At 60.5% G+C, this 26,294-nt stretch carries 24 protein-coding genes; 10 read left to right on the top strand and 14 right to left on the bottom strand.

What is annotated here, in order from left to right; genetic code table 11:
• Position 1: 1 nt before the first annotated feature.
• The 7 genes from DN745_RS03795 to DN745_RS03765 all read right to left on the bottom strand — a co-directional run bounded on the left by DN745_RS03795 (position 2) and on the right by DN745_RS03765 (position 6,374).
• Positions 2 to 955 (bottom strand): YihY/virulence factor BrkB family protein, encoded by a 954-nt coding sequence (locus tag DN745_RS03795; protein WP_420836580.1) that lies wholly within the window; start codon positions 953 to 955, stop codon positions 2 to 4.
• Positions 956 to 1,234: 279 nt separating this feature from the next.
• Positions 1,235 to 1,780, bottom strand: a complete 546-nt coding sequence (infC, locus tag DN745_RS03790) for a translation initiation factor IF-3 (protein ID WP_111332330.1) — start codon at positions 1,778 to 1,780, stop codon at positions 1,235 to 1,237.
• Between the two features lie 227 nt (positions 1,781 to 2,007).
• The gene (locus DN745_RS03785) at positions 2,008 to 4,725 is read right to left on the bottom strand and encodes a CARDB domain-containing protein (RefSeq protein ID WP_133621743.1); all 2,718 of its coding nucleotides are present in this window, start codon (positions 4,723 to 4,725) and stop codon (positions 2,008 to 2,010) included.
• Between the two features lie 254 nt (positions 4,726 to 4,979).
• On the bottom strand, positions 4,980 to 5,486 hold the full coding sequence (locus tag DN745_RS03780) for a hypothetical protein (RefSeq protein ID WP_133621742.1): 507 nt from the start codon (positions 5,484 to 5,486) through the stop codon (positions 4,980 to 4,982).
• Entirely contained in the window at positions 5,483 to 5,737 is a 255-nt protein-coding gene (locus DN745_RS03775) for a hypothetical protein (protein WP_111332324.1), read from the bottom strand. Before DN745_RS03775 ends, DN745_RS03780 begins: the two co-directional genes overlap by 4 nt.
• Before the next feature lie 35 nt (positions 5,738 to 5,772).
• Positions 5,773 to 6,096: a hypothetical protein gene (locus tag DN745_RS03770; protein WP_111332322.1), complete on the bottom strand. Its 324-nt coding sequence runs from the start codon at positions 6,094 to 6,096 to the stop codon at positions 5,773 to 5,775.
• A gap of 11 nt (positions 6,097 to 6,107) precedes the next feature.
• Complete coding sequence (locus DN745_RS03765) at positions 6,108 to 6,374, bottom strand: hypothetical protein (RefSeq protein WP_133621741.1); 267 nt, start codon at positions 6,372 to 6,374, stop codon at positions 6,108 to 6,110.
• 323 nt (positions 6,375 to 6,697) lie between these two features.
• Between DN745_RS03765 and DN745_RS03760 the strand changes: the two genes are divergently transcribed.
• The 5 genes from DN745_RS03760 to meaB all read left to right on the top strand — a co-directional run bounded on the left by DN745_RS03760 (position 6,698) and on the right by meaB (position 11,161).
• Positions 6,698 to 7,576: a 3-hydroxybutyryl-CoA dehydrogenase gene (locus DN745_RS03760; protein WP_162687433.1), complete on the top strand. Its 879-nt coding sequence runs from the start codon at positions 6,698 to 6,700 to the stop codon at positions 7,574 to 7,576.
• 87 nt (positions 7,577 to 7,663) lie between these two features.
• Entirely contained in the window at positions 7,664 to 8,491 is an 828-nt protein-coding gene (locus DN745_RS03755) for an enoyl-CoA hydratase/isomerase family protein (RefSeq protein ID WP_239497565.1), read from the top strand.
• Between the two features lie 48 nt (positions 8,492 to 8,539).
• On the top strand, positions 8,540 to 9,703 hold the full coding sequence (locus DN745_RS03750; protein WP_111332318.1) for an acyl-CoA dehydrogenase family protein: 1,164 nt from the start codon (positions 8,540 to 8,542) through the stop codon (positions 9,701 to 9,703).
• 42 nt (positions 9,704 to 9,745) lie between these two features.
• Positions 9,746 to 10,180: a cobalamin B12-binding domain-containing protein gene (locus DN745_RS03745; RefSeq protein WP_111332316.1), complete on the top strand. Its 435-nt coding sequence runs from the start codon at positions 9,746 to 9,748 to the stop codon at positions 10,178 to 10,180.
• 27 nt (positions 10,181 to 10,207) lie between these two features.
• The gene (gene meaB, locus DN745_RS03740; RefSeq protein ID WP_111332314.1) at positions 10,208 to 11,161 is read left to right on the top strand and encodes a methylmalonyl Co-A mutase-associated GTPase MeaB; all 954 of its coding nucleotides are present in this window, start codon (positions 10,208 to 10,210) and stop codon (positions 11,159 to 11,161) included.
• 151 nt (positions 11,162 to 11,312) lie between these two features.
• On the opposite strand, the gene DN745_RS03735 is transcribed toward meaB, so the two are convergent.
• Both DN745_RS03735 and DN745_RS03730 read right to left on the bottom strand, forming a co-directional pair.
• Positions 11,313 to 11,960: a carbonic anhydrase gene (locus DN745_RS03735; protein ID WP_111332312.1), complete on the bottom strand. Its 648-nt coding sequence runs from the start codon at positions 11,958 to 11,960 to the stop codon at positions 11,313 to 11,315.
• Positions 11,961 to 12,112: 152 nt separating this feature from the next.
• A complete protein-coding gene (locus DN745_RS03730) occupies positions 12,113 to 12,703 on the bottom strand; it encodes a DUF2179 domain-containing protein (protein ID WP_111332310.1) in 591 nt (196 codons plus the stop codon).
• 466 nt (positions 12,704 to 13,169) lie between these two features.
• On the opposite strand from DN745_RS03730, the gene DN745_RS03725 reads away from it, so the two are divergent.
• Complete coding sequence (locus DN745_RS03725) at positions 13,170 to 14,102, top strand: hypothetical protein (protein ID WP_111332308.1); 933 nt, start codon at positions 13,170 to 13,172, stop codon at positions 14,100 to 14,102.
• Between the two features lie 25 nt (positions 14,103 to 14,127).
• On the opposite strand, the gene DN745_RS03720 is transcribed toward DN745_RS03725, so the two are convergent.
• From DN745_RS03720 to DN745_RS19175, 3 genes are read right to left on the bottom strand one after another with little or no spacing between them, the layout of a single operon-like run.
• A complete protein-coding gene (locus DN745_RS03720) occupies positions 14,128 to 14,625 on the bottom strand; it encodes a response regulator (RefSeq protein ID WP_111332306.1) in 498 nt (165 codons plus the stop codon).
• Positions 14,609 to 15,109 carry a sensor histidine kinase gene (locus DN745_RS03715; RefSeq protein WP_162687432.1) on the bottom strand — a complete coding sequence of 167 codons (501 nt, stop codon included), beginning with the start codon at positions 15,107 to 15,109 and terminating at the stop codon, positions 14,609 to 14,611. The genes DN745_RS03720 and DN745_RS03715 overlap by 17 nt, the downstream gene beginning before the upstream one ends.
• Positions 15,046 to 15,822: a hypothetical protein gene (locus DN745_RS19175; protein WP_162687352.1), complete on the bottom strand. Its 777-nt coding sequence runs from the start codon at positions 15,820 to 15,822 to the stop codon at positions 15,046 to 15,048. Before DN745_RS19175 ends, DN745_RS03715 begins: the two co-directional genes overlap by 64 nt.
• 275 nt (positions 15,823 to 16,097) lie before the next feature.
• Here DN745_RS19175 and DN745_RS03710 point away from each other — a divergent pair, with 275 nt between their 5' ends.
• A complete protein-coding gene (locus DN745_RS03710; RefSeq protein ID WP_111332302.1) occupies positions 16,098 to 16,688 on the top strand; it encodes a hypothetical protein in 591 nt (196 codons plus the stop codon).
• Positions 16,689 to 16,783: 95 nt separating this feature from the next.
• Positions 16,784 to 18,175: an HD domain-containing protein gene (locus DN745_RS03705; RefSeq protein WP_111332300.1), complete on the top strand. Its 1,392-nt coding sequence runs from the start codon at positions 16,784 to 16,786 to the stop codon at positions 18,173 to 18,175.
• A gap of 25 nt (positions 18,176 to 18,200) precedes the next feature.
• Here the strand turns inward: DN745_RS03705 and DN745_RS03700 are convergent, their stop codons facing one another.
• The gene (locus DN745_RS03700; RefSeq protein WP_111332298.1) at positions 18,201 to 20,780 is read right to left on the bottom strand and encodes an ATP-binding protein; all 2,580 of its coding nucleotides are present in this window, start codon (positions 20,778 to 20,780) and stop codon (positions 18,201 to 18,203) included.
• Positions 20,781 to 20,977: 197 nt separating this feature from the next.
• Here DN745_RS03700 and DN745_RS03695 point away from each other — a divergent pair, with 197 nt between their 5' ends.
• Positions 20,978 to 22,051 carry an alpha/beta fold hydrolase gene (locus DN745_RS03695; RefSeq protein ID WP_111332296.1) on the top strand — a complete coding sequence of 358 codons (1,074 nt, stop codon included), beginning with the start codon at positions 20,978 to 20,980 and terminating at the stop codon, positions 22,049 to 22,051.
• Between the two features lie 100 nt (positions 22,052 to 22,151).
• Here DN745_RS03695 and DN745_RS03690 read toward each other — a convergent pair whose 3' ends face one another.
• The gene (locus tag DN745_RS03690; protein WP_204355081.1) at positions 22,152 to 23,762 is read right to left on the bottom strand and encodes an alpha,alpha-trehalose-phosphate synthase (UDP-forming); all 1,611 of its coding nucleotides are present in this window, start codon (positions 23,760 to 23,762) and stop codon (positions 22,152 to 22,154) included.
• A 510-nt stretch (positions 23,763 to 24,272) separates the two neighbouring features.
• Between DN745_RS03690 and DN745_RS03685 the strand changes: the two genes are divergently transcribed.
• On the top strand, positions 24,273 to 26,288 hold the full coding sequence (locus DN745_RS03685; RefSeq protein ID WP_111332294.1) for an alpha-1,4-glucan--maltose-1-phosphate maltosyltransferase: 2,016 nt from the start codon (positions 24,273 to 24,275) through the stop codon (positions 26,286 to 26,288).
• The last annotated feature ends 6 nt before the right edge of the window (positions 26,289 to 26,294 follow it).

Raw genomic sequence — 26,294 nt, 5'->3', positions numbered from 1 at the left:
GTCACTCCGCCTCGCCGCCGGTCGGCAGGGAGAGTTGCTCGGGTTCCTGATACTCGGGATGCGGGTTCTCCGGGTCGATATACCAGGGATACCCATGCTCCGCGCTATGCTCCAATTCAGCAATAAGCTGCGCGCCGAGCAGCAAAATCACCGCTCCAATCTCCAAACTTAATAGCACCACGATCACGGTCGCCAGCGACCCGTAGATCACGTTCACCAGCGAGATGGACGCGAAATACCAGAAGAGTATCCGCCGGACAATCTCCCACAAAATCGCCGCGCACACCCCGCCAATCACCGCCCGCTTCACGTTGGTATTGATGACCGGCAGGACCTTGTAGATCGAGGTAAACAGCGCGGCCATCCCCACAAAACCCGAGACATATAAGAGGATGCCGGGGAGGCTCTCCAGCGAGAAGTCATAGCCCAAAAAGATATAGCGGGTGCTGCTGACCGACTCCAGAATCGCGGTCAACGTGGTCAGCACCACGATGCCCAGCCCAATCACCACCATATAGACATAGGGGATAAGCGCCGACATCCAAAAGCTGCGCGACTCCACGTGGTCGGGCACATGGAAGATATTAGCGATCGCGACTTCCAACATGCGAAACGCAATCGAGCTAAAGAAGAGCAGCACCAAAATGCCCACGCCGCCGATGACCGAACGGTTGGCCAGCAGCGTGGCAATCGCGGCGGTTATCTGGTCGGCCTGACTTGGCATGATCAGGAAGAGCTCCGCCGAAATCGTGGCGAGCAAGAGGTCTTGCTCGACGAAATACGACAGGGCCATCACCAGGACCGAGATGAGGGGGATGACCGACAGGAGGCTATTATAGGCGAGACTTCCGGCGAGCAGGACGCCCTGGTTGTCCATAAATGCGGCGACCACGCGCCAAATAAAACGCCAGAGGCGCCCAGCAGTAACCTTCGCTCTGGAACGCCATGTGGTCACAAGCAAACCCTATCATCGGTAATGCAACTGGGGAGAAATCGTGCCGGGCAACGCAAAGCCCGCTGCGGCCAGTATAAAGCAATCGGCGCGGGGCTGTCCTGTCCTAAGTTATCGGCGCGGTAATTTGCAAGGTCAACATAAGCGCGGCCCGCCCCGATACATGCCGCCCAAAGACACAAAAAGCCGCAAAGCGCGCCGAATCATATTCGGCATCACTTCGCGGCTTCGTGTCGACTGCGGGCAAACTCGGCGCGACAAAACAGGCCGGCGCTCGACGGGTCAGGCGGGCTCGATCACAGCCGTGATCTGCCAGCCCTGACTCTCCGGCGCGCTCACGACCTTGATGTCGCGGTCAATCTGCTCGCGCAATTGCTCGATGATCTCCTCAAGATGCTCCACCCAATGGTTGCTGAACTGACGCTCGCGACCACGCATCTGCATCACGAATTTGACTTGATTTCCTTTCTGCAGAAATTTCGCCGCGCGATTGAGCTTGGTTTCGAGGTCGTGGGTGTCGGTCTTGGGCCGCATCCGCAGGGTCTTCAAGGAGACGTTATCGGTCGCCTTTTTCTGTTTTTTGGACAATTGGTATTTGAATTTACCGTAGTCCATGATTTTGCACACGGGCGGCTGCGCCTTGGGGGCCACTTCCACGAGGTCCAGGTCCAGCGCTTCGGCTTTCTCGCGCGCATCCTCGACGCTCAAAATGCCCAATTGCTCGCCATCCGGATCGATGAGGCGGACTTCTCTGGCACGGATCGAGTTATTGACTCGAAACGAATCACTGCCGCCACCCTTAGAACTTCTGCTATTTCTCCTTACGATGGTCCTTCACCTTTTGCTTGGGTCTGAGCTGAAGCGGGCGACACTGCCAATTAGTTAACGCCGAGCGCAGACGAGTTCAACCGGGCTTCTACGATTGCTCCCGGATTTTGGTGTACACTAAAATAGCCGCTAAAAAGCGAATTGACAATTCCCGCTCGGATTTTTGTAAGAAATCATCCGAGCGGGCCGTCTTGTCGCCCTTAATGGGCGATATTGCAACCCCCAAACTAGCCCTGAGGCGCGCAGAAGCCCGATCCGCTGGCGCTGTCTTTGAGCGAGCACTCAATCACCTCACTGTCGGGGTCGACCGTGGCGACGATGTCGAAATCGATCTCGGTGAAACTCGGCGGCACGCGCCACTCAAACGTCAGGGTCTCGCTGGCCTCAGGGGCGAGCGGCTGGGTGGTGCGCACCTCGCCCAAATCCACGCTGCCGTCGGCCGACACCGCGACCAACCCAACCGGCACATTCGCCGCAATCGTATCTTCAACGTTATTGGTGAGCGTCACGCTCACGCTCAGCCCGAACGTCAGGCCGCAGGCCGAATCATCGACATCGACCTCGGAGACCACCAACCCGGGCTGGGTGGTCGCCAGGGTCGAGGCATCGACGCTCAACGCGTTATTGTCCTCGTTGCACTCATTGGTCTGCTCATCCGGGTCGATAATGGCCAGCAGGTTAAACCCGTCCTCCCACCATCCCTCGGGGACGCTCCAGGAGACCGTCAAGACCTCGAATTGCCCCGGCAAGAGGCGCTGGGTGGTCCAAAGCGTTCGGATCTCGACCACGTTGCCCTCATGCTCCACCGCCACGCGCACCGGCACGCCCGGGGACTGCCCCAGGGCGCCTTGATTGGCGACCTTAATCTGCAGGTCGAGCTCGCTCGCCCCGACGCAGGCCTGGCCGAGCGCGATCTCCTCGACCGTCAGGTCCGGCGCGTCAAAGAGACCGCCGGGTTGAACCTGCTGGCGATAATTATTCAGCCGGTCGTTGCTCCAATTGGGCTCGGGCTGCGCCGGAATCTGGCCGTCTTCGGTGACGTTGGTGACCGAATAACCGTGCTGATTCCAGATGCGCCGGGTGCGCACCCAGTTGTCGTCGACGTCGGCCCACACCTTGATCGACGGGATGCTGTTGGAGGGCACGACGATCTCTGAGTTTCCGTCGTTGTCGATATCGGCGATGATCGGCATCTCGATACGCGTGTTGCTGCGGTGCGTGGCGTCCTCAAAGAGAAGCGCGCCGTCGGCGCCCGCGCGGATGCGGAAGGTCGTCTCGTCGGCGTAGACCATCTCGGCCTTGCCGTCGCCCTCGAAGTCAAACAGGCTCGACGCGGTCGCGCGGCTCGAGCAATCCTTATTGGCCTTCGCCCACAGCACGCTCGGGAAGTTCGGGTCGCAATTGTCGGCGACCCCGTTGGGGTTGAGCGCCGGGTCGCAGTCCATATCCATGACCGCGTAATAATCCGCGCCGGCCGTGCCGATCTCGGGGCGCCCGTCGCCGTCAAAATCCGCGATGGTGGGCGGTCCCGACTCGTTTCGGGCGCAACTTCCCTGGGGCACCTTCGCCTTCCACAGCAGCTCGCCGGTGTGCTCAAGGATGAAGACCTCGCCCTGGCGAATGATGACGATCTCGCCCTCGGGGTCGTCGTCGAAATTCGCGATGGCCGAGAACCCGTCGCAGGGCAGCGGGCCCTGGCAGCCCGACCCCGAGCTCGTGTACTCGAAGGTCCACAGCACCGTGCCGTCGTGGGCATACAGCGTGTTGCCGGCGATGACCTCCTGCTTGCCGTCGAGGTTCACATCCCCCACGGCCGAGGACGGCCCCAAAAAGGCGTTATTGCCGATGCCGCGACGAATCGAGTCATCGACGCCCTCGGCCGCCGGGGTCACGTTGCCATCCCACAGAAGGTCACCGGTCTGCCCGTTGATCGCCACGTTGCCGACCACGACCTCCGGGTTTCCGTCCCCGTCCAGGTCCGCCAGGCTGATGATCGCCCCGCCGCGCGAGTGCACATTCCAGGTCGGATATTCTGTATTTCGCCACATCACCTCCCAATCGGAGCCGTCGTCGGTCACCCGCTTGAGCGCCACGACGCCTTGGGGATTCTGCACGTTATTATTGCCCAGCGCGCCGTTATATCCGATCGCGACGATCTCGGGGACGCCGTCGCCGTCGAGGTCGCCGATGGCCAACGAGCCGTCGTGGATCATCTGGACGTGGTTGATCGAGGCGATCTCTTGCATCGAGCCGTCGGGGTTGCACTGGCCGCTGACGATGCGCAGGGTACCGGGCTTATTGCAGCAGCCGCCGTCGTTGGACAAAAACACCAGGTCCGGCGTGTCGTCGGTATTGGTGAGCCCGTCGCCATTGTCGTCGGTCAGGTTGGCCACCACCGGCGCCATGACCACGCGGTCGCGCCCCGGGTTCACGGTCAGCGTCCCGGAGGGCCAACTGCAGGCAATTTCGGGGCTGAATTCGCCCACCGGCGGGATAAACTCGCAGACGTTCACCGAGCTACGCGGCACGCATTGCCCCAGGGTCGGCTCGCAGATTTCGTCGAGGTTACACTCCTCGGTGAGCTCACACGCCTCGCCGGGCATCACGCACGCGCCGCCCAGGCAGACATCCCCGCCCTCGCAGCACAGCCCCAACGAGTCGCCGCATCGCGTGCCCGCACACGGCGCCATACACTGGTCCAGAACGCACTCATCACCCGCCGCGCAGCACTCATCGCCGCAGACCAACCCGCCGCAGGTCGTGGCATCATCGCCCGCTCCGTCCACGCCCGCGCCGTCGGCCTGCGTGGTGTCCGAGCCCGTCGCATCCAGGTCGTTCGTGTCGGAGGTCAACACGTCGTCCCCAATGACATCCCTGGGACCGCCATTATTGATATCACCGCCGCTGCCCGCGTCGTCACAGCTGCCGCAATTGACGACGCTCATCGCGAGCACCAGCAATAAAACGACACGGAGCGGCGCTCTAAAACGTGCCAGAAAACGAACCGATATATTCATGATAGACTTCGGGATTGGAGTCGGGGCTGAATTCATTCAACCGAAAAACCACTAAAGAATTACATTAATACCCTAGTGGATTTCGCCTGGTATTAACAACAAAAAACACAGAAAAGCCCCCTCGGCGAGCGCCGAGGGGGCTGACGGTTGCGAGATAATGGGTCGCGATTCAGGCCGCGAGCTTATCTTCTGGCCTCATAGATATGCGGGTTAAGCATACGGTTAAGGTCCGGGCTCTCGGTGCAGACCAGCGAGGCGTCCTCCTTGAGGTTGCAGAACCGCATTCGGGACTCGACGGCCAGCGGCGCGTTGTCGTCGCTTATTGTCATCATCTCCGAGGTGGTCGTCTGGGTATAGCCGATATAGAGCGTCATATCGGTATAGCCGTTGGCTCCAGCAGGGGCCGCGGCGATTGCGACCGGCTGCGCGGCGACCGGTTGCTCACCGCCCTGGCCCTCCGCGTCGTCAACCGGCGCGGCCTCGGGCTGAGGCGCGGACTGTTGTGCGCGCTGAGCGCCCGAGGCGCCCGTCTGCTGCGCGCCCCAATGGGTCGCGGTGATGACGCGCGTGTTGGTCACCGAACAACCGACCAACATCGAGGCCATCAGCACTACCAGCGCGGCCCCGGCCAAGGTCCGCGCGCAGGTCGACACACCAGGGTTTCGCGTTGTCTTTGTCTGAGTTTTCATAGCAAATTCTCCGTCTCTCTCTCGACCAGAATCGTGCTCTCTTTACAGGTCGTGACCCGTCCGTCTTCGCCGTAATCGCAGACCTGGAGCGAATACTCCTCGGTCACCGGGTTGCGGATATGGCGCACGCTGCGCCCCTGCACAAATTCTTGCTTGAACATCACCTTGCGCGTCGGCACACAGCCGGTGGCGACCGACGCCAGCACGCCAAGCGCCAGCATCGATGCCAGCGATTTCAATATAACTTTCATCTCAAGCTCCTAAACGTATTGGAAGACATCGATCGTTATTGGGCTACCGTTCCGTACCCAAAACAGGCGAGGTCCTCATCGGCCAAGGTCTCGGGGAAATTGCCGAAGGTGTCCGGATTATAGCAGGTCTTGTGGCAGTCCAAGCCCGCCTGGGTTCGCTGGCACTCCCAATAATTATGCCGGGACTCATTATACAGCCCGCCCAACATATGCTTGGTGGTATGGGTTTGCATCAGCGTCGACTGGCCGGCCGGATGGTCTTCGATATGCAGGACGCGGTAGCTCGTGGAGCATGCGGCCGACAACGCCATCAAACACACCAATAGAAGTGCCGATAGAATCATGCGCGTATTCTTCATGGGATGACTCCTCATTCTTCGTCATTGAAGTGAATATTGACGTTCTGGCAGTTCTGAAGCGCGCCGTCCGCCGCGCGGTCGCATTCAATCAGGCCGCGGCGGGTTTGCTCGCCGATGGGCTGGCTATAGAGCAATTTGACCGTGTCTTTCGACGAGGTGATCTGCTCAACATAGCGCGGCCCGGGCTGCGGGGTGACGCAACCGAGCAAAAGAAAACTGGCCGCGCACGCCAGCAGCAACGCTTTCGTGCCGCGTTTTCCGAGTGTTCTGGGCAACATAATACCCTCTAATACAACAACAGGTAGACATCAGAGACCCGGGCCCGGCGGTTGTTGGCACCCGACGCGGGTCGCCCCTTCCCAATGATGGGGATAATTATGCCCCAGCAATAGCCCGACAGCCCGGCGGACGCAAGCCCTTCGGGCATTGGGGCTTTCTGCGGCGCCCCCGAAAGCAAGCCCCGGATTGACGGTCTCAAAAATCGCGTGCTAGTGCTCTCGCTTGCAAAGATCGGCTTGACCCAGAGACTGAGGCGCAACCCTGGAATTTGCGCCCGAATCGATAGATTACCGAACCATTCATTTCATTTAGGAGCAACGCCATGTCCGACAATAACGCTGATATCAAACACACCGAGATCAAAAAGATTGGCATCATCGGCGCCGGCCAGATGGGCCACGGCATCGCCCAGGTCGCCGCGGTGAGCGGGTACGACGTGATCCTGTCGGATATCTCCGAGGAGGCGCTGAAAAAAGGCGTCGCCGGCATCGAGAAGAGCCTGGGGAAATTCGTCAAAAAAGAGCGCATGACCCCCGAGGACCGCGACGCCGCCCTGGCCCGCATCCGCACCACCACCAGCCTCAAAGAGGCCGCCCAGTCCGACCTGATCATCGAAGCCGCCACCGAGAACGAAGAACTTAAATTCAAGATCTTCCGCGACATCGACGCCCACGCCCCGGCCCACGCGATCCTTGCGACCAACACCTCGAGCATCTCGATCACGCGCATCGCCGCGCAGACCGAGCGCCCCGAGAAGGTCATCGGCATGCACTTTATGAACCCGGTGCCGATCATGAAATTGGTCGAGGTCATCCGCGGCCTGGCCACCGACGACGCCTCTTATAACGCCGTCGTCCAGGCCGCCGAGAAGATGGGCAAGACCACCGTCGAAGCCCAGGATTACCCCGGCTTTATCGCCAACCGCATCCTGATGCCGATGATCAACGAGGCGGTCTACGTGCTGATGGAAGGCGTGGGCAGCGTCGAGGATATCGACACCACGATGAAGCTTGGCACCAACCAGCCCATGGGTCCGCTGACCCTGGCCGACTTCATCGGCCTGGACACCTGCCTGGCCATCATGAACGTCTTGCACGAGGGCCTGGGCGACTCCAAATACCGCCCCTGCCCGCTGCTGGTTAAGTACGTCGACGCCGGATGGCTGGGCCGCAAAACCGGGCGCGGATTCTACCAATATTGATCCCGCGCCTGTGCGCGTCAGCCCACCGCGGGCTCCCCTGCCGGGGCCCGCGAGCACTCAACTTCTTTCACGCTTTGAGGAGCGATTATGTCTGAGAAACCCCAGTCCGATTCGAACGATACAGCCAAGATGATGACCTTCAAATCGATGCTGCTCGAAGAGCGCACAGACCAGATCGCCGTGCTCACGGTGAACCGCCCCGACCAGCTCAACGCCATCAACCGCCAGGTCATCGACGACCTGAGCGAGGTGGTCGACAAGCTCAAAGACCGCGACGATATCCGCGCGCTCGTGCTCACCGGCGCGGGCCGCGCGTTTGTCGCCGGCGCCGACATCAAAGAGATGACCGAGTTCGGCGTCGAGGTCGCCACCGCGTTCTCCCAGAAGGGCCACGACGCCATGGGCGCGCTGGCCACCCTCCCCTTCCCGGTGATCGCCGCGGTCAACGGCTTCGCGCTGGGCGGCGGGCTGGAATTAGCGATGGCGTGTGACTTCATCTACGCGTCGAGCAAAGCCCGGCTGGGCCTGCCCGAGGTCACTCTGGGCGTGATCCCGGGGTTCGGCGGCACCCAGCGCCTGGGGCGGATCGTGGGCTTTAATACCGCGCGCGAATTGCTCTTCACCGGCCGGGTCATCAAGGCCGACGAGGCGCTCAAAATCGGTCTGGCCGCCGACGTCTTCGAGGCCGACGAGTTCATGGAAAAAGTCTTTGAGCGGGTCGCCAAAATCGCCGCCAACGGCGCGCTCGCCGTGCGCAGCGCGCGCCAGGTCATGCGCCTTGGCGCCGAGACGACCCTCGAGGAGGGCAACGCTTTGGAGGTCAAGGCCTTCGGCGAGCTCTTTGGCACCGCCGACCGCAAAGAGGGCATGGAGGCGTTCGTCGCCAAGCGCGCCCCCAACTTCATCGGCGAATAATTCGCTTATTTTACACGTTTTTTACACCCATTTCCCTGAAGGCGCCCCATGAATTTCGAACTCAACGAGACCCAAAAACTCGTGCGCGACACCGCCCGCCGGTTCGCGGACACCGAACTTCGCCCGCACGCCGCCGAGCGCGACCGGACCGAGGAATTCCCGGCCGACGCGCTCAAAAAAATGGCCGAACTCGGCCTGATGGGTGTGAATATAGCGGCGGATTACGGCGGCTCCGAGGCGGGCGTGGTCGCCTATAGCCTGGCCATCACCGAGATCGCGCGCGCCGACGCCGCCGTGGCCGTCACCATGGCGGTCACCAATATGGTGGGCGAGGTGATTGAGAAGTTCGGCAGCGCCGCGCAAAAGGAGCAATTTATCCCGCGCCTGACCTCCGGCGCCGCCCAGGCCGGCGCGTTTTGCTTAAGCGAGGCCGGCGCCGGCTCCGACCCCGCCGGCATGCGCACCCGCGCCACCAGGGTCGACGGCGGCTGGGTCCTCAACGGCTCCAAGGCCTGGATCACCTCGGGCGAATTCGCCGGCGCCTATATCGTGTGGGCGCGCACCGAGATGCCCGAGGGCGACGAGAAGCTGTCGGCGTTTCTACTCGACCCGGCCGCCCACGACGGCATCACCTGCGGCAAGCCCGAGGAGAAAATGGGCCAGCGCGGCTCGAACACCGTGTCCATCACCTTCGAGGACGTGCGCATCGGCGAAGACGCGCTGCTGGGGAATCTTGGCGACGGCTTCAAGATCGCCATGGTCGCCCTGGACGGCGGGCGCATCGGCATCGGCAGCCTGGCCCTGGGGCTCGGCACCGAGGCGCTGAGCCTGGCCATCGACTATTCCAAGGAGCGCGAGCAATTCGGCCAGGCCATCGGGCGCTTCCAGGGCATCCAATTCAAGCTGGCCGACATGGCCACCGAGCTCGACGCGGCGCGCCTGCTGTGCCTGCGGGCGGCGTGGATGAAGAATGAAGCCGCCAAAAAAGGCGGGCGTTTCTCGCGCCAGGCCTCGATGGCCAAATTATTCTCGACCGAGGCCGCCTGGCGCGCCTGCGACGAGTCGCTCCAGGTCTTTGGCGGCTACGGCTATACCAAAGAATACGCGGTCGAGCGCCTGCTGCGCGACGTGCGCGTCACCCGAATCTACGAAGGCACCAACGAGATCCAGCGCGTGGTCATCGCGCGCGACTTGAGCCGAAACGGCCTTTAATCCGACAAACCTAGCTGCGCTAAACCGAACCCGAGACTCCCTATGAGCACCACCAACACGCCCCAACCGACCTACCGCGTCCTCATCGGCAAGCCCGGCCTGGACGGCCACGACCGCGGCGCCAAGGTCATCGCCCGCGCGCTGCGCGACGCCGGTTTTGAGGTCATCTACAGCGGCCTTCACCAGACCCCCGAGATGCTCGTGGCCACCGCCCTGCAGGAAGACGTCGACGCCGTCGGCCTGTCGATCCTGTCGGGCGCCCACAACAGCCTGATGCCCAAGCTCATCAACCTGCTGGCCGAGAAGGACGCCGCCGACATCATCGTGTTTGGCGGCGGCATCATCCCTGACGAGGATATCGAGCCGCTCATCGACAAGGGCGTGCGCAAGATCTTCACCCCCGGCACGTCGACCGTCGAGGTCGTCGACTACCTGCGCAAAGCCTGCGCCGAGCGCCACGCCGCCCTGAACTCCTGAGCTCCCTTAAAGCCCCCGGGCCTCGCCATGACTGACACCCTCACCGCGCGTATCCTGGCCGGCGACGTGCGCGCCGCCGGCCGCTTGATGCGCCAGGTCGACGACCAACACCCCGGCGCCCGCGCCGCGCTCGACGCCCTCTTTGCCCACACCGGCGGCGCCTATATCGTCGGCTTCACGGGCAACCCCGGCTCCGGAAAGTCGACGCTGGTCAACGCGTTCATCCGCACCTGCCGCCAAAAAGGGCTGCGCGTGGGCGTGGTCGCCATCGACCCGACCAGCCCGTATTCGGGCGGCGCTATCTTAGGCGACCGCATCCGCATGCAGGAGCACGCCCTCGACGAGGGCGTCTTCATCCGCTCGGTGGCCACCCGCGGAAACCTGGGCGGCCTGTCGCGCTCGACCCCCGCGCTGGTCCAGGTCCTCGACGCCATGGGCTTTGACGTCATCATTATCGAGACCGTCGGCGTGGGCCAGGACGAGGTCGACATCGCGCGCGTCGCCGACACCAACCTGGTGGTCGCCGTCCCCGGCATGGGCGACGATATCCAGGCGACCAAGGCCGGCATCATGGAGATCGCCGACATCTTCGTGATCAACAAGTCCGACCACCCCGGCGCCGACCGCCTGCGCCGCGAGCTCAAGACCATGATGAGCCTGGTCGAGAACCCGCCCGAGGACGCCTGGACCCCGCCGGTGGTGCACACCATCGCGACCGAGCACGACGGGCTGGACAAATTATTCGAGAAAATCGAAGAGCACCGCGCCTGGCTCGACGCCCAGGGCCAGGAGGGCGCGCGCGCCCGGCGCCGCATCGAGCACCTCATCCGGCTTATCGTGCAGGGCGAGCTGGACGCGCGCCTGGCGCGCGCGATGGGGTCGCAGGCGTGGAAGCAGGAGATGGACGCGCTCACCGAGCGCCAGGACACCCCCTGGCGCGCCGCCGAGTTGTTGATCGCGATGCTGGGTGGCGAGGCGTAAGCTCTTAGTTTTGGCACTCAGATCGCAAAATACACGCTGTAGGTCGGTTTTTTGGCCTCCAGCGCGCAAACTACCGTCTGTAGCAAGCCTCCCAAAGAGCTTCGCCGCCAAACTACAACCTGTAGGTCGGCTCTTTTCCCCTCGAGCGCGCTCAGTCATCCAATTTCAGGTCATAGATCTCACGCACCATATCGAGGGTCTCCTGGAACGGAATCTCCTGGTCGTGAATCAGCCCGCTGGCCAGGTCGTAGACCCAGCCGTGGACCGTGGGGAGCTGGCGGCGCAGGTAATTTCGCTGCACCACCGCGGTCTTAATGATATTGACGCATTGCTCGCGCACGTTGAGCTCGACCAGGCGGCGGTAGCGCGCGTCCTCGTCGGCGATGGCGTTGAGCTCCTCTTTGTGCAGGCGGTAGACGTCGCGAATCTCGCGCAGCCAGCCGTTGAGCACGCCGAGGTCGCGCGGCTGCATCGCCGCCTTGATGCCCCCGCACCCGTAATGCCCGCAGACCACGACGTGGTCGACCTTCAGAATATCGACGGCATAATAGAGCACGCTGACGAAATTCGAGTCGGTATTGACCACCAGGTTGGCGATATTTCGGTGCACAAAAACTTCGCCGGGCTCCACCCCCATGATGGTGCTGGCGGGCACGCGACTGTCGGCGCAGCCCACGAAGAGGAATTCGGGGTGCTGCTCGGCGGCCAGTTTTTGGAAAAACGTCGGGTCTTCGGCGTTTCGTTGCGCGACCCATTTGCGATTATTTTCGAGGATGCGACGGTAATTCGAGTCGGTCATGGGAGTTCTCCAGCAGACTACCGCGGCGAGGGCGCCTGAGTTTGAATTTTAAGTGATTCAGCGGTGAACGAAGCGCAGCATTTTTACGCACTCCGCGCTCCAGCGCAACACACCAACTCAGGCCCCCAGGCCCGGTCCCCTGGGCCGACGATTTAGGCGCGCGGCGTCGACTCTCGGCGCGAAGACGAGACCGAGAATTGGTCGATCGCGTTCACCTTGCGCACGCCCTCGATGGTATAGAACGCGTTGGGCTGATGCTCGTTGACGCCCGCGATGAGGCGGTCGAGGTCCTGGCGGCGCACCACGAGGAAGACCACGTTGACCCGGCCCCGTCGCCCCATGCCGTCGATGAGGGAGTAGCGGAAGTTATTCTCGTGCAAGAAGTGGAGCAGCTCGTCGTTAATCTCGCGGATAATCAGACGCAAAACGACCTTTCCTACCGCCAGCTTCTCCTCGATATACATCCCGGCAAACGTCCCCGTCGCGAAGCCCGAGGCGTAGGCGAAATAGGACAACGGGTTATTCACGTCGGTGATGATCTGGCCGATGGCGAGCAGCCAGATAAACGCCTCGAAGAACCCCAAAATGGGCGCGATCCGCCGCTCGCCGTTCATCACAAATAGAATCTTGATGGTCGACAGGGTGACGTCGCACACGCGGGCCAAGAAGATAAAAAGCGGCAGCACCACATAGCTGAAGATCTCAGGCGTGATGCCGAATGTCGTGTACAAGAACTCGTTCATTTCGATAAACCGGTAGGGCAGTAAGCAAAGATTGCTCTGTAAAGACGCTGGCGCGGCCAGCTCCGGGTTCGCATACGCAACGATGCGCGCGGCGTATTATTCCAGCGCGAAAAACGAAAAGCTCGGGGGCCGCCTGAGCACCCGAAACACGGCGCCCGCCGCGCCGCCTATCTCAGGCTTTTCGCCCGAGCGCAACCCCCCGAGTTCCATCTGATGATTTTTTCGCGCCCGACCCAATCACCGGCTCCTGCCGCCTCCGACCGACTCGCCGCGCGAACACTAACCGGCGGCGACACGAGCAGGCGCCCAAATTGCGCAGCCCCCCTCACCGTGCTAGCATGCGATATACCTCCTAGAAGTTAGCAGTTGGGAACCTCCCGCCCGCAGCGCAACGCGGCGTCGCGCCACTTTGCCGATTTTCTGCGCGCATTTAGACCAGCCACAACGACTCATTGAGAGGGAGAAGATGAAAGAACGAACGCAAGCAAACGCGATTTTAACCGCCATAATGCTCGTCCTAAGCGCGCTGTGCATCAGCGTGGCCGCGCCGGCCTACGCCGGCGAGCACGAATTCTCGGGCGTGTACGAAGGCGGCGGAGGCATCCTAAAATTGGCCCGCGGCGAGGAGGCCCACACCTACGTGGGGAGTGTGCGCGTTCAGGATAAGACGACCCTCGCGGTGCGGGGGCTGGCCGCGGACGTGTGGTTGGTGGGCACCTTCGGCGACGCCCCCAAAACCGTCGATTTCCGCGCGAAGCTCACCGGCGACACGCTCCGACTGGAAGCCATGGGCAAGACCCTCGCGATGAAGCGTCGCGCCGAGAAAACGCAGGAGCCTGGCTACACCAAACGCCCCTCGGCCAAAGTCCTCAACGCGACCTTCGAGTTCCTACAATTTCAAACCGGCCTGCTCTACGATCAGCCTGGCTTCAAAATGCAGGCCAAACACGAACAAGCCTTCAAGCTCAAGATCACCAAACTCTGGGCCAGCCTCTCCGCCGCCCAGCAGCGCAAGATGAGCAATATGCCCACCGCCTGGAGCAAGCTCAACGGGCAATGGAACGCCCTGGACGACACCCAAAAACAGGCATTTACCAAGAGCTACCAAAAGAAGTGGATGGACGAGATCACGCTCAAGTCCAGGAAGGCGACGGATTCAGCGACACGCGAGAAATACCAAAAGCAACTCGTCGATTATCTGGTGATGCGAAAAAAGATTGCTCAGGCAAAGGATAGCCAGGCGCGAGCGGCCCGGCAGGCGAAACGCTCCAAGAAGCGCGCGAACAAATCGCATAAATTCGACCCGAACGCCGGCCTGCGGATGCAAACCGAGATGATGCAAATGGATATGCTCAACCAGAGCTATCGAAACCTGCAGATAGCGCGCTCCTGGGACTAAGGTGCGCCCGCGCCGCGCGCCTTCTTCAGTCCGCCGGGGGCGCGTCGGATAGGAGCGACTCGATGAGCGGACCGAGTCGCTCCAGGCCGACGGGTTTGGTCAGATGCGCGAAGAACCCCGCCCGGCGCGAGCGCTCTCGGTCGGCCTTTTGCCCGTAGCCGCTAATAGCGACGATCGGCAACTCCGAGAGCCCCGGGCAGGCGTGGAGATGCTGGGCGAGCTCATACCCACTCATCCGGGGCAAGCCGATGTCGAGCAGCGCCAGGTCCGGCGTCCAATGCTCTACCTGGGCCAGCGCCTCCTCCCCATCATGGGCAACCTGCACCTGATGCCCTTCGAGCTCCAACCACAACCCCAGCGCGGCGGCCGCATCGACATTGTCGTCGACCACGAGAATACGATACCCCCGCGATTTGCGCTGACCCATCTCTTCGAGCCGCCCGCCGGGCGCCTCCGGCTCAGCGTCGTCTCCCGACAAGGTCAGCGCCGGAAGCCGCACGATGAACTCACTCCCCCTGATCACGCCCGGGGCTCATCGCTTCAACCGTGCCCCCGTGCAGCGTGACCAAATTCTGCACAATCGCCAACCCCAACCCCAACCCGCCTTCATCGCGCTCCAGCGACTGCCCCTCTTGCATAAATAAGTCGAATATCTTTGGCATCATCTCCGGGCTGATGCCGATGCCGTTATCCTTTACCCTCACCACCACGCAATCCCCCTCGCGCTCTGCTCGCACGGTTATCCTACCAGCAGCCGGCGTATATTTCGCGGCGTTCGTGAGCAAATTCGACACAATTTGAGCCAACCGCGCCGGGTCCCCATCGACCCACAGCGGCTCATCAGCGATGTCGGTGCCGCAATCATGGCGAAGGGCTGCCATCAGCGGGGCGCTCATCTCAATCGCCTGAGACACGACATCGCGCATATCCACCCGGGTGCGGTTTAACTCGACCTTGCCGCGGGTGATGCGCGATATATCCAGCAGGTCATCGATGAGCGTGACCATATGCGCGGCCCGTAGCGCACCACCGTCACGAATCGCGTGGGGCTCACCCCTGCCCAACCCGGCGAGGCGAATTTCGCCCGGCCGGCCCCGACGGGCGAAACCCCTTTGGAGGTGATGGGCACCTTGGCCCGCTCCATTTGCCCGTTCGGTCGCTGCCCTCTGCGGTGGCGCGTCGTCCATCCCCAGTCCGCCTTAAACCGGTTGCGCAGCGCATCGATCTCACAGGATGCCCCACACGGATCACCCTCGCCGATTTCCTGCCAACCAATAAACTTCGGGCCAGACCTCGGCCCGATATTATCTCCGATGCGATTGAAAACCCCCTGCACAAACGGTTTTCCCGAATAGGTTCGACCGATATTGGCGGTCATATAAGTCATCTCGGCCATATAGGCGGTGGGGGGACCGGTGGGCGTCGGGTCGGGATCTGGGTCGGGATCTGGGTCGGGATCTGGATCGGGGTCGGGGTCTGGATCTGGATCTGGATCTGGATCCGGATCGGGTGTCACGGTATCCGTCGACGAGGCGTCGGGATCAGCAGGCGTGACGTCTTCGGGTGTTGAAAACGCATCCGCGTCCGTTTCATCGGCTGGCTCGATATCGACCGCGAATGCATCTTCCGAGGGCGTTATATCGTCGGGCGCCCCAATAGCGTCCTGCTCGACACTCCAAGCGTCGGCGTCGGTTCCCGAATCATAAAGATTTGAGCGCAACGACGACTCACATCCAGTTGAAAACACCAACGTAAAGGCCATCCAAATAAGGAGCCGTTCAACATTTTGGAATCGATTCATGAAAAGCACCACGGTGGAGTTTGATTGCGGCGAGGACGCATATTAGTGATGCATCAAACTACCAGTCCGGTTTCCGCGCGTCCACAATTGGCGGCCATTCACGCGGGCAACTTGTTTGCTACCATGGTGTTGAGGTATCTAAATGCACGCAGAGTAGCTCCAAAATTGATTCGCAATATTTCCCGAGAAGACGTATGAAATCCCCAGCCCGAATTGCCCTCATCCTCGCCCTATTAACTGGCGCCGTCGCCTGCAACCACACCGTCTCCCGCGCGCTCAGTCGCGATCATATCGGCACGAAATACGCGCGCCTGCAGAATTATTTTGCGGCCGCCGATCGCGTCGAAGAAGTGCCAGGTGATATCCGCCACGACGCCGTCATCGACGAAGCAATCCTCGCGAGCGTGGGTGACGGCGAGTCCTGCGCGCAGATTACCCTGCGCACCGCGCGCATCTATGACGAGCCGATCTCACAGCAGCAACCCAGTTGCATCATCGACGGTCAGTCCGTCGACGCGGTCGCCGACGAAGAGGTTGTCAGCGTCTACGATTATACCTATGCCGGACGGGTCGAAACCGTCGCCGTCAGCGCCGTCGCCGCGGACACTTTTATGGGACTCTCGCTCACCGAGCCCGGCGAGAAAATTTTTCGCGTCGTCGAGCGCCAGGCGACGGTGTGCTGCCCGACAGTCGCCCAAAGCAGCATTAAGTTCGCGTTCGAAAATGAGCGCATGGACTATAATAATCTGAGCTACTCGACCGGCTTTGAGTGGCTGCTCCAGTGAAGAAGCATGCCGATTAAGACGCTCCCGACACCTCATTTTTGTCCGAGAGGAGCGTCACCACTCATTCCCGCTTTGACTCCACACCCGACGACCCCATGTCCTACTCCGAACAATTTGACCGCGCCTTCGCCTTCGCCTCGAAGCTTCATCGCGATCAGACCCGAAAGGGCAAAGACGTCCCGTATATCAACCATCTGATGGGCGTGGCCTCGCTGGTCGGCACCTACGGCGGCGATGAGAAACAGGTCATCGCCGCTCTGCTGCACGACGCCGTCGAGGATTATATCGACGAAGTGCCTGATATTCGCGCGCAGATTTTGGGCGAATTTGGCCCGCGCGTGGCCACGATTGTTGACGGATGCACCCAGTTTGCGGGCGATCCCAAACTGTCCTGGTCCGCGCGAAAACAGACCTATTTGGACCACCTCCACGCCCTCCCCAACGACTCCCCCATCCTTTTGGTCTCGCTCTGCGACAAGGTCTATAATGCCCGGGCGATCGTGGCCGATCTGCAAGTCGAGGGCGATCGATTCTGGGAGCGTTTCTCAGCCAATCGCACGAGTGTTTTGTGGTATTATCGCGTGCTCTCAAATATTTTCTTGCTCAAAAATCCCGGCTACCTCGCCGATGAACTAACGCGCTGCGTGAACCTCATGTCGGACTTCAGAGCACCGCGCGATGCGATGGAAGCGGAGCCGGTAGTCTACTTTTTTCATGGACTCGAATCGGGTCCGCACGGTTCGAAATATCAACGCCTCAGCGAGTCATTCCACGTCTTCTCTCCCGACTTTCAGGGCATGGATATCTGGGCGCGATTTGAAAAAATTGAGCGCGAAACCCGGGGACTCCGTCAGCTCATATTGGTCGGGTCGTCCTACGGCGGCCTGCTCGCCTCGCTGCTCTATTCCGAGAAAACGCAGGAGCCTGGCTACACCAAACGCCCCTCGGCCAAAGTCCTCAACGCGACCTTCGAGTTCCTACAATTTCAAACCGGCCTGCTCTACGATCAGCCTGGCTTCAAAATGCAGGCCAAACACGAACAAGCCTTCAAGCTCAAGATCACCAAACTCTGGGCCAGCCTCTCCGCCGCCCAGCAGCGCCAGATGAGCACAATGCCCGTCGCCTGGAGCAAGCTCAACGGGCAATGGAACGCCCTGGACGACACCCAAAAACAGGCATTTACCAAGAGCTACCAAAAGAAGTGGATGGACGAGATCACGCTCAAGTCCAGGAAGGCGACGGATTCAGCGACACGCGAGAAATACCAAAAGCAACTCGTCGATTATCTGGTGATGCGAAAAAAGATTGCTCAGGCAAAGGATAGCCAGGCGCGAGCGGCCCGGCAGGCGAAACGCTCCAAGAAGCGCGCGAACAAATCGCATAAATTCGACCCGAACGCCGGCCTGCGGATGCAAACCGAGATGATGCAAATGGATATGCTCAACCAGAGCTATCGAAACCTGCAGATAGCGCGCTCCTGGGACTAAGGTGCGCCCGCGCCGCGCGCCTTCTTCAGTCCGCCGGGGGCGCGTCGGATAGGAGCGACTCGATGAGCGGACCGAGTCGCTCCAGGCCGACGGGTTTGGTCAGATGCGCGAAGAACCCCGCCCGGCGCGAGCGCTCTCGGTCGGCCTTTTGCCCGTAGCCGCTAATAGCGACGATCGGCAACTCCGAGAGCCCCGGGCAGGCGTGGAGATGCTGGGCGAGCTCATACCCACTCATCCGGGGCAACCCGATATCGAGCAGCGCCAGGTCCGGCGCCCAATGCTCCACCTGCGCCAGCGCCTCCTCCCCGTCATGGGCAACCTGCACCTGATGCCCTTCGAGCTCCAACCACAACCCCAGCGCGGCGGCGGCGTCGATATTGTCGTCGACCACGAGAATACGATACCCCCGCGATTTGCGCTGACCCATCTCTTCGAGCCGCCCGCCGGGCGCCTCCGGCTCAGCGTCGTCTCCCGACAAGGTCAGCGCCGGAAGCCGCACGATGAACTCACTCCCCTGATCACGCCCGGGGCTCATCGCTTCAACCGTGCCCCCGTGCAGCGTGACCAAATTCTGCACAATCGCCAACCCCAACCCCAACCCGCCTTCATCGCGCTCCAGCGACTGCCCCTCTTGCATAAATAAGTCGAATATCTTTGGCATCATCTCCGGGCTGATGCCGATGCCGTTATCCTTTACCCTCACCACCACGCAATCCCCCTCGCGCTCTGCTCGCACGGTTATCCTACCAGCAGCCGGCGTATATTTCGCGGCGTTCGTGAGCAAATTCGACACAATTTGAGCCAACCGCGCCGGGTCCCCATCGACCCACAGCGGCTCATCAGCGATGTCGGTGCCGCAATCATGGCGAAGGGCTGCCATCAGCGGGGCGCTCATCTCAATCGCCTGAGACACGACATCGCGCATATCCACCCGGGTGCGGTTTAACTCGACCTTGCCGCGGGTGATGCGCGATATATCCAGCAGGTCATCGATGAGCGTGACCATATGCTCGGCCTGGCGTTTGATGATATCGCGCTCAACGCGAAAGGCCTCGCCCCCCTGCAATTCGATCAACTCGACCGCCGTAATGATCGGGGCGAGCGGGTTTCGCAGTTCATGGCCGAGCATGGCCAAAAACTCGTCTTTGGTCCGATTCGCAGCCTCGGCCGCGTGGCGCAGCCCATCGACCTCGTGGCGCGCGCGGACCTGCTCGGTTACGTCAAACGCGAGAACAAGCACCCCGTCCACTTCCCCTGCAGGGCTGCGTAGCGGCGAATAGACGAAATTCAGGTAGCTGACCTCCACCTCACCCGACGCAGCAAGGATCTCAAATCGCTGCTCTCGTCCCGCCTGGGTTTCGCCCGTCTCAAAGACCTCCTGAAGCATCCGGTCGTAAACCGTCCCGCGAACCTCGGGCACTGCATCCAAAACCGGCCGACCAATCACCGCGTCATGCTCTCTGCCCCAAATTCGGCACGCATGAGCATTGATTAACTCCACGACCATATCCGCGCCGCGCAACAAAATCATCGGCGCCGGCGCCTGGGTTAATAGACGCACCAGGTCCTCGCGCTGAAACTCAGCCTCGCGCCGCGCGGCACGCTCACGCTCGATTAACTCCACCTCAATACGCCGCGCCCGGGCTGCCTGCAGGTTGACCACCAGCGCTCGAACTGACTCCTCTAGGAATACCCGATACGCCGCGTCGAAGTGCATACGCGTGCTCAGCCCGAAGAAGATGACGCCGCGGCACCGCCCGCTGGCGGAGCGCTGAAGCGGCACGACAAAGGCGCTGCGCGTGCGGTCGCCCCATACGTTGATATGCGGCGTCGGCATTAAATCGCCGATATCCTCGAGATATTTCGGCTCACCGCCCCGGCAAACCTGTGTCGCGCACTCAAAAAGTCCGTCCATCTCCTTTGCGCGGGCATCGCTCTCCTCAAACCCCGTTTGCCCGGAGAGTTCGAGTCGCTGACTCGTACTATTCCACAGATAAACAAGTGAAAACGGGATATCCAACGCATTGTCCGCGACTACACTGATAGCCTCATCCAAGACGTCACGCCCCCGGTGATGCTGCGTCAGGGCCCAAAGCGTCTCGGCCCGGCGCTCGGCGAGCACTGACTTTGTCACCTCAACAACGATCTGGAGCACCCCACCCACCTCGCCGATATCATTGCGCAGTGGGCTGAACGTAAACGTAAAATACCCTTCCTCCTCAAAGCCGTGGCGGGTCAATTTTAGGTGGGTACGCTCGAACGTCTTCGACGCCTCCTTCTCCATGGCTAGATGCATCCATGGCAGCAGCACCGGATAGGTGTCGGGCCAGCAATGCTCAGCTTTTTCCCCCAGGTATTTTGGGTGACGCAGCGGCCCCATAATATCGGCATAACCCTGATTGTAGATCTGAATGAACTCCTCCCCCCAAAAGATGACCGCGGCCGTCGGCAACTCCCAGATCACCGACAGATAGCTCTTCAGACTCTCAGGCCACTTCTGCGACGGCCCCAGCGACGTCGCGTTCCAATCCACCGAATTCAACGCAGCCCGCATCTCACCTGCGATGCGAAAGAAGTCCGGATTCTCTGGGTTTTTCCTATACATGGATATCGTCCGCTGAAATGAGCACGCCCCTAAAAGATAGTTCCCCCGGTCGATTCGAGAATTATTTAGAGCGCGCGCTACCAAACGGCTGTGTCCATTTGAGAAAGCCACAATAGTATCGTAAGCAATTGATCTATCGAAACTACTGAGGGTTGCTGTTTTTAAGTTCGCCTCACCATCAACTAGGAAGAATCTGCATGGCCTATTCAAACCGCTTCGACCTTGCCCTCGCCTTCGCCGCCCAATTGCACCGAAATCAAACCAGAAAAGGAAAGGATGTCCCCTATATCAACCACCTGATGGGCGTGGCCTCACTGGTGGGCAGTTTTGGCGGTGATGAGGACCAGGTCATCGCCGGACTGCTGCATGACAGCATCGAGGATTGCGTCGATGAGATGCCCGAAATTCGCGCGCACATTGACGAGAAATTCGGCCCGCGAGTGCTCGAGATCGTCGAAGGTTGTACTGACTCAGATACTCTGCCGAAGCCGCCGTGGGCCGCGCGCAAACAGACCTATTTGGATCACCTCCACGCCTTGCCCGCCGACTCCCCCACCCTTTTGGTGTCGCTGTGTGACAAGGTCTATAACGCACGGGCCATCGTCGCGGACCTAGAAGTCGAGGGCGACATTCTGTGGGAGCGATTCACCGCCAAGCGCGCGGGCTCCCTGTGGTATTATCGGGTGCTCTCAAATATTTTCTTGCACAAAAAACCCGGCTACCTTGCCAACGAACTGAAGCGCCTGGTCGACACCATGAATGCGTCGGGCTCAACGAGCGGCGAGTCGAAAGGCGACCCACTACTCTATTTCTTCCACGGACTTGAGTCGGGTCCCCACGGGTCAAAATACCAACGCCTGTGCGAGTCCAACCGAGTCTTCTCCCCCGATTTTCAGGGGATGGACGTCTGGGAGCGCCTGGACAAAATCGAGCGTGAGACCCAGGGCCTGCGAAACCTGGTCATCGTGGGCTCATCCTACGGCGGACTGCTCGCCTCCCTCTTCTATTCGCGAAACCCCGAGCGCGTGCGCGGCCTGGTCCTCATGGCCCCGGCCCTCTACCAGGAAGCCTCCGACAAGGTCGAACGCATGCCTGAAGACGCGGTCGTCATCCACGCCCGACAGGATGATATCGTTCCCATCGGACCGGTACGCGAGAAGTGCGCCAAACACGGCATCAAAATCATCGAGGTGGACGACAACCACCGCCTCGAAAAATCTCACGACCTGATGCTCGCCGGCGTGCAAAAATTTCTACCGCCCGGAGCCTGAGGCATAGCGCGCCGCCGGGCCCCCCCGGCGGTCCAAACCAACCCTGGGCATTCTCTCGACTCCCCCTCGGGGTCGCCCCGCACACCACGCGTTCAGCCTGCTAGAGTGAGGGACGCGTCGCGTCGCCAAATGGGTCCGGTGGAATGAAGAGACTCGCCGCAAACTCCCCGGTGTCGATGGTCGGCAGATACTCGGTATCCGAGACCTCCAACAGAGTGCTCGGCTCGTGAAGACTCTCGACGAATTGATTCGCCCACCTGAAGACATGATGGGTCTGCACCCGCGCCCGAAGCCGTTGAATACGCTCTCTTCGCTCCTGCCGGTCCATCATGACAGCTCGATATAGAACCTGCGCACACCCCACCGTGTCGTATGGATTTACCAGCAGTGCGTCGCGATGAAACTCATCGGCTGCGCCAGCAAATTCGCTCAACACCAGCACCCCACTCTCGTCGACCTGGGCGGCACAAAACTCCTTGGCCACCAGGTTCATCCCGTCGCAAAGCGGCGTCACGACCGCCACAGAGGCGAAGCGATATAGAGCCGTCAACTCCTCGGTGCTGACCGTATTATAGAGGTAGTGAATGGGCTGCCAGCTCGGCGAGCTAAACCGGCCGTTAATCCGCCCGACGATGCGGTCAACCTCGCGCTTAAGCGCCTGATATTCGGGCACATTTTCGCGACTTGGAACCACCAATTGAAAGAGCACAACGCTCTCACATAACTCCGGATGCTCCTCTAAGAGCAATTCAAACGCGTGGAAGCGCTCAACCAATCCCTTCGTATAGTCCAGCCGGTCCACCCCCAAAAACATTTTCGTGGCCCCAAAGTCGCGCCGCAAGGCGTCAAGATGCTGGAGCACGGATGGCGAGCGCGCCCGGGTTTCAAAGTCCTCAAAATCAATGCTGATCGGGAAAACGCCCACCGTCACGCTTTGGGCTGCCTCGCCCTCTAGCAAGACCGTGCTGGTCGACGCGACCCGCGAGATCGACGCATGGGGTACAAGGCGCTCAACACATTCCAGGAAGTTCCGCTCATCGCGCGCCGACTGAAACCCGACGAGATCGAAGGCCAGCAACGCACGCATCAACTCGGCGCGCCACGGCAACTTGATGAAATTCTCCAACGCCGGAAACGGGATATGCAAGAAAAATCCGATTCGCCCCTCGAAGCCCATGCTTCGCAACATTTCGGCCACTACGAGCAGATGATAGTCATGCACCCAGACCGGCTGGTCCTCGTCGAGCGTGTCCATCAACGTCGCGGCGAAGCGGCGATTGACCTTCAAATACGACTTCCAATAGCGCGGGTTAAAGTCACAGCGATTCGGAAAACCGTGGAATAGCGGCCACAGCACCGAGTTGGCGAACCCTCCATAATAATCACGCACCTGCTCGGCGTTTAGCATCACCGACTCCAACGCATACCCGGCCTGCTGTCCAAGGCCGTCGAGCAACTCATCCAGGCGCGACTCATGGCCGCGCGCGTCCTCATTGATCATCCCGGGCCACCCCACCCAGGTCCCCCCGCGCCGCTCCAATATCGGGTTCATCGCCGACACCAACCCTCCACACCCCGGCTTGCCCGACCACGCTTTCGTGCTCGCCTCGAACTCCACTATCGTCGGCAGCCGATTCGACACAATCGCCAGACCTTTCGTGGCGTATTCCTTGCGCATGATATCCCCCACCGATGCACCTTCGACGTGCATCTCTGAGGAGGCATTTGAGCAAACGTAACTATATGGTTCTAACGGGTTTTCTGAAGGCACGATGCATCCTGTAGCGAGTTAATTTTTGGCGACGGGTTCTATACTGCTACAGCGTAACGAAGCGGATTTCTGCGCGGCTATAAAAAGAGACCGCGAACTAATTTTCTTCCTCGCAAGTCAACGTAGACATCACGAAGCGAATGACAAGAAGATGCGAAATTTTCCTCTCAAAACCCGATTAATCCCCCCGACGAAAGCCGCCTGAGTCGCTATTGCCCGGAAAGTTTCACTTCGTAACTTGCCCGGTTCTACCCGGTGTCTACGCTTGTACCCACTCATCATTACCTGCGCGGGGTCGTTGCACGTAGGAGAGCAGTCGCGGCATTTGCCCGCACTGATAACTGCTATTTCTAGGCCGATTCCACGCTGGTAACCATGCAACTAAACCCTTCAAATCATTCGCAATTCGGGTCCCGGGATGCAACAAATCCGTCGATAGCGTTGCCAAAAATGGACCGCTCACGCGTCATCATCGACCGGGTTGAGCCGACAGTCGACGCGGGCCGATTCGCGCTCAAACGCTGCATCAACGACACCCTTATGATTCGCGCCCGCGCGTTTTGCGACGGCCACGACCAGCCCCGCTGCGAGCTCCTATGGCGCCACTGGACCGAGCAACAATGGTCTCACATTGTGATGAATGAGGAGGGCTGGGATCACTGGCAGGCCGGCTTTCGACTGCCGAAATTGGGAATCTACTACTATACGGTCATCGGATGGGTCGACGCGTTTAGAACCTGGCGAGAAGACCTGAGAAAACGAGCTCAGGCGGACCAAGATATCGACGTCGACCTTCGCATCGGCGCCGCCATGGTCCGAGCCGCCCAAGCCCACGCCGAGCAGGTCGACGCCCCCGCATCTGCCGCCTCGCTCGCCGCCTATGCCGTCCAACTCGAGAGCGCAAACCGCACGCAAACTCAACGCGCAAACCTCGCCCAAGAGCGCCCGTTGGCCCATTTGATGTGTGAGTGGGCCGAGCGCCGAGCCGTCACTCGCTACCAGCCGGAACTCCGGGTCGACGTCGAACCGACTCGCGCACGCTTCTCGAGCTGGTACGAGTTATTTCCACGCTCTCCGGCCGTGTCTGGCCCACCGCCGGCAGGCACGCCTCCCGAGCACGCGACGCTCTCGCAATGCAAAGAACGGCTCGATTATGCCGCGGATCTCGGATTTAATATTGTCTACCTTCCACCCATCCACCCCATAGGGCAGACCCATCGCAAGGGCGCAAATAACGCGACGAAAGCCACCGCCGATGACGTCGGAAGCCCCTGGGCCATTGGGAGCGCTGCCGGCGGACACAAATCCGTCCACCCCCGCCTCGGAACATTGGAAGACTTTAAGGGACTCGTCGGCTATGCACGCGACCTCGACCTCGACATCGCTCTCGATATCGCCTTTCAGGTCTCCCCGGATCATCCCTATGTCGCCCAGCATCCGCAGTGGTTTCGGGAGCGTCCCGACGGAACGATTCAATACGCCGAAAATCCACCCAAAAAATACGAGGATATCTACCCCTTTGACTTCGAAACCCAGGATTGGCGCGCTCTCTGGGCAGAGCTAGCCAGCATTTTTGCGTTCTGGTGCGACTGCGGCGTGCGCGTCTTTCGCGTCGATAACCCGCACACCAAACCGTTTAATTTCTGGGAGTGGTTAATCCCCACGATCAAAACGAACTACCCGGAGACCATTTTTCTGTCAGAGGCCTTCGCTCGCCCGGCGGTCATGCACCGGTTGGCGAAGCTGGGGTTCTCCCAATCCTATACCTATTTCACCTGGCGCAACTCCAAACACGAACTCAGCGAGTACCTCCGCGAGGTTACGCGCCCGGAGATGCTTGACTTTATGCGGCCGAATTTCTGGCCCAATACCCCCGACATCCTCCACGAAACGCTTCAAAATGGACGACGCGCGACTTTTATGCTGCGCGCCGCCCTCGCCGCGACGATGAGTTCCAATTACGGGATCTACGGGCCCGCCTTCGAACTGATGGAACACGTCCCGCGCCACCCAGGCAGCGAGGAATACCTGGACTCTGAGAAATACCAATTGCGCACATGGAATCTGAATCAGACACCGAATATCACCGATTTCATCCGCCGGCTTAACCGTATTCGCGCCGAAAATTCCGCGCTTCAACAGAACCGAAACACCACAATTCACGGCGCGGACAATGACGCGATCTTCGTGTTTAGCAAGCGCTCCGACGCGCACGATAATTTTATTCTGGTCGTGGCGAACCTCAGCGCCGCACACACCCACTCGGCCACCGTCGAGCTCGACTTAGAGGCGCTTGGCCTCGACCCGGAGCGCCATTTTCATATTCACGACCTGGTCGATGACGCGCGCTATATCTGGCGAGGACGGCATAACTTTGTGGAACTCACGCCCCAACGGTGTCCGGTGCATATTTTTCGCATCGGTGAGCGCCCGCGCAATGAGCAGGATTTCGATTATTATTTTTAGTCTCTC

It is taken from the genome of Bradymonas sediminis (assembly GCF_003258315.1).
Lineage (GTDB): Bacteria > Myxococcota_A > Bradymonadia > Bradymonadales > Bradymonadaceae > Bradymonas > Bradymonas sediminis.
Note: the sequence above shows the minus strand (reverse complement) of the source record. Positions and strands in the feature narration are given on the sequence as shown.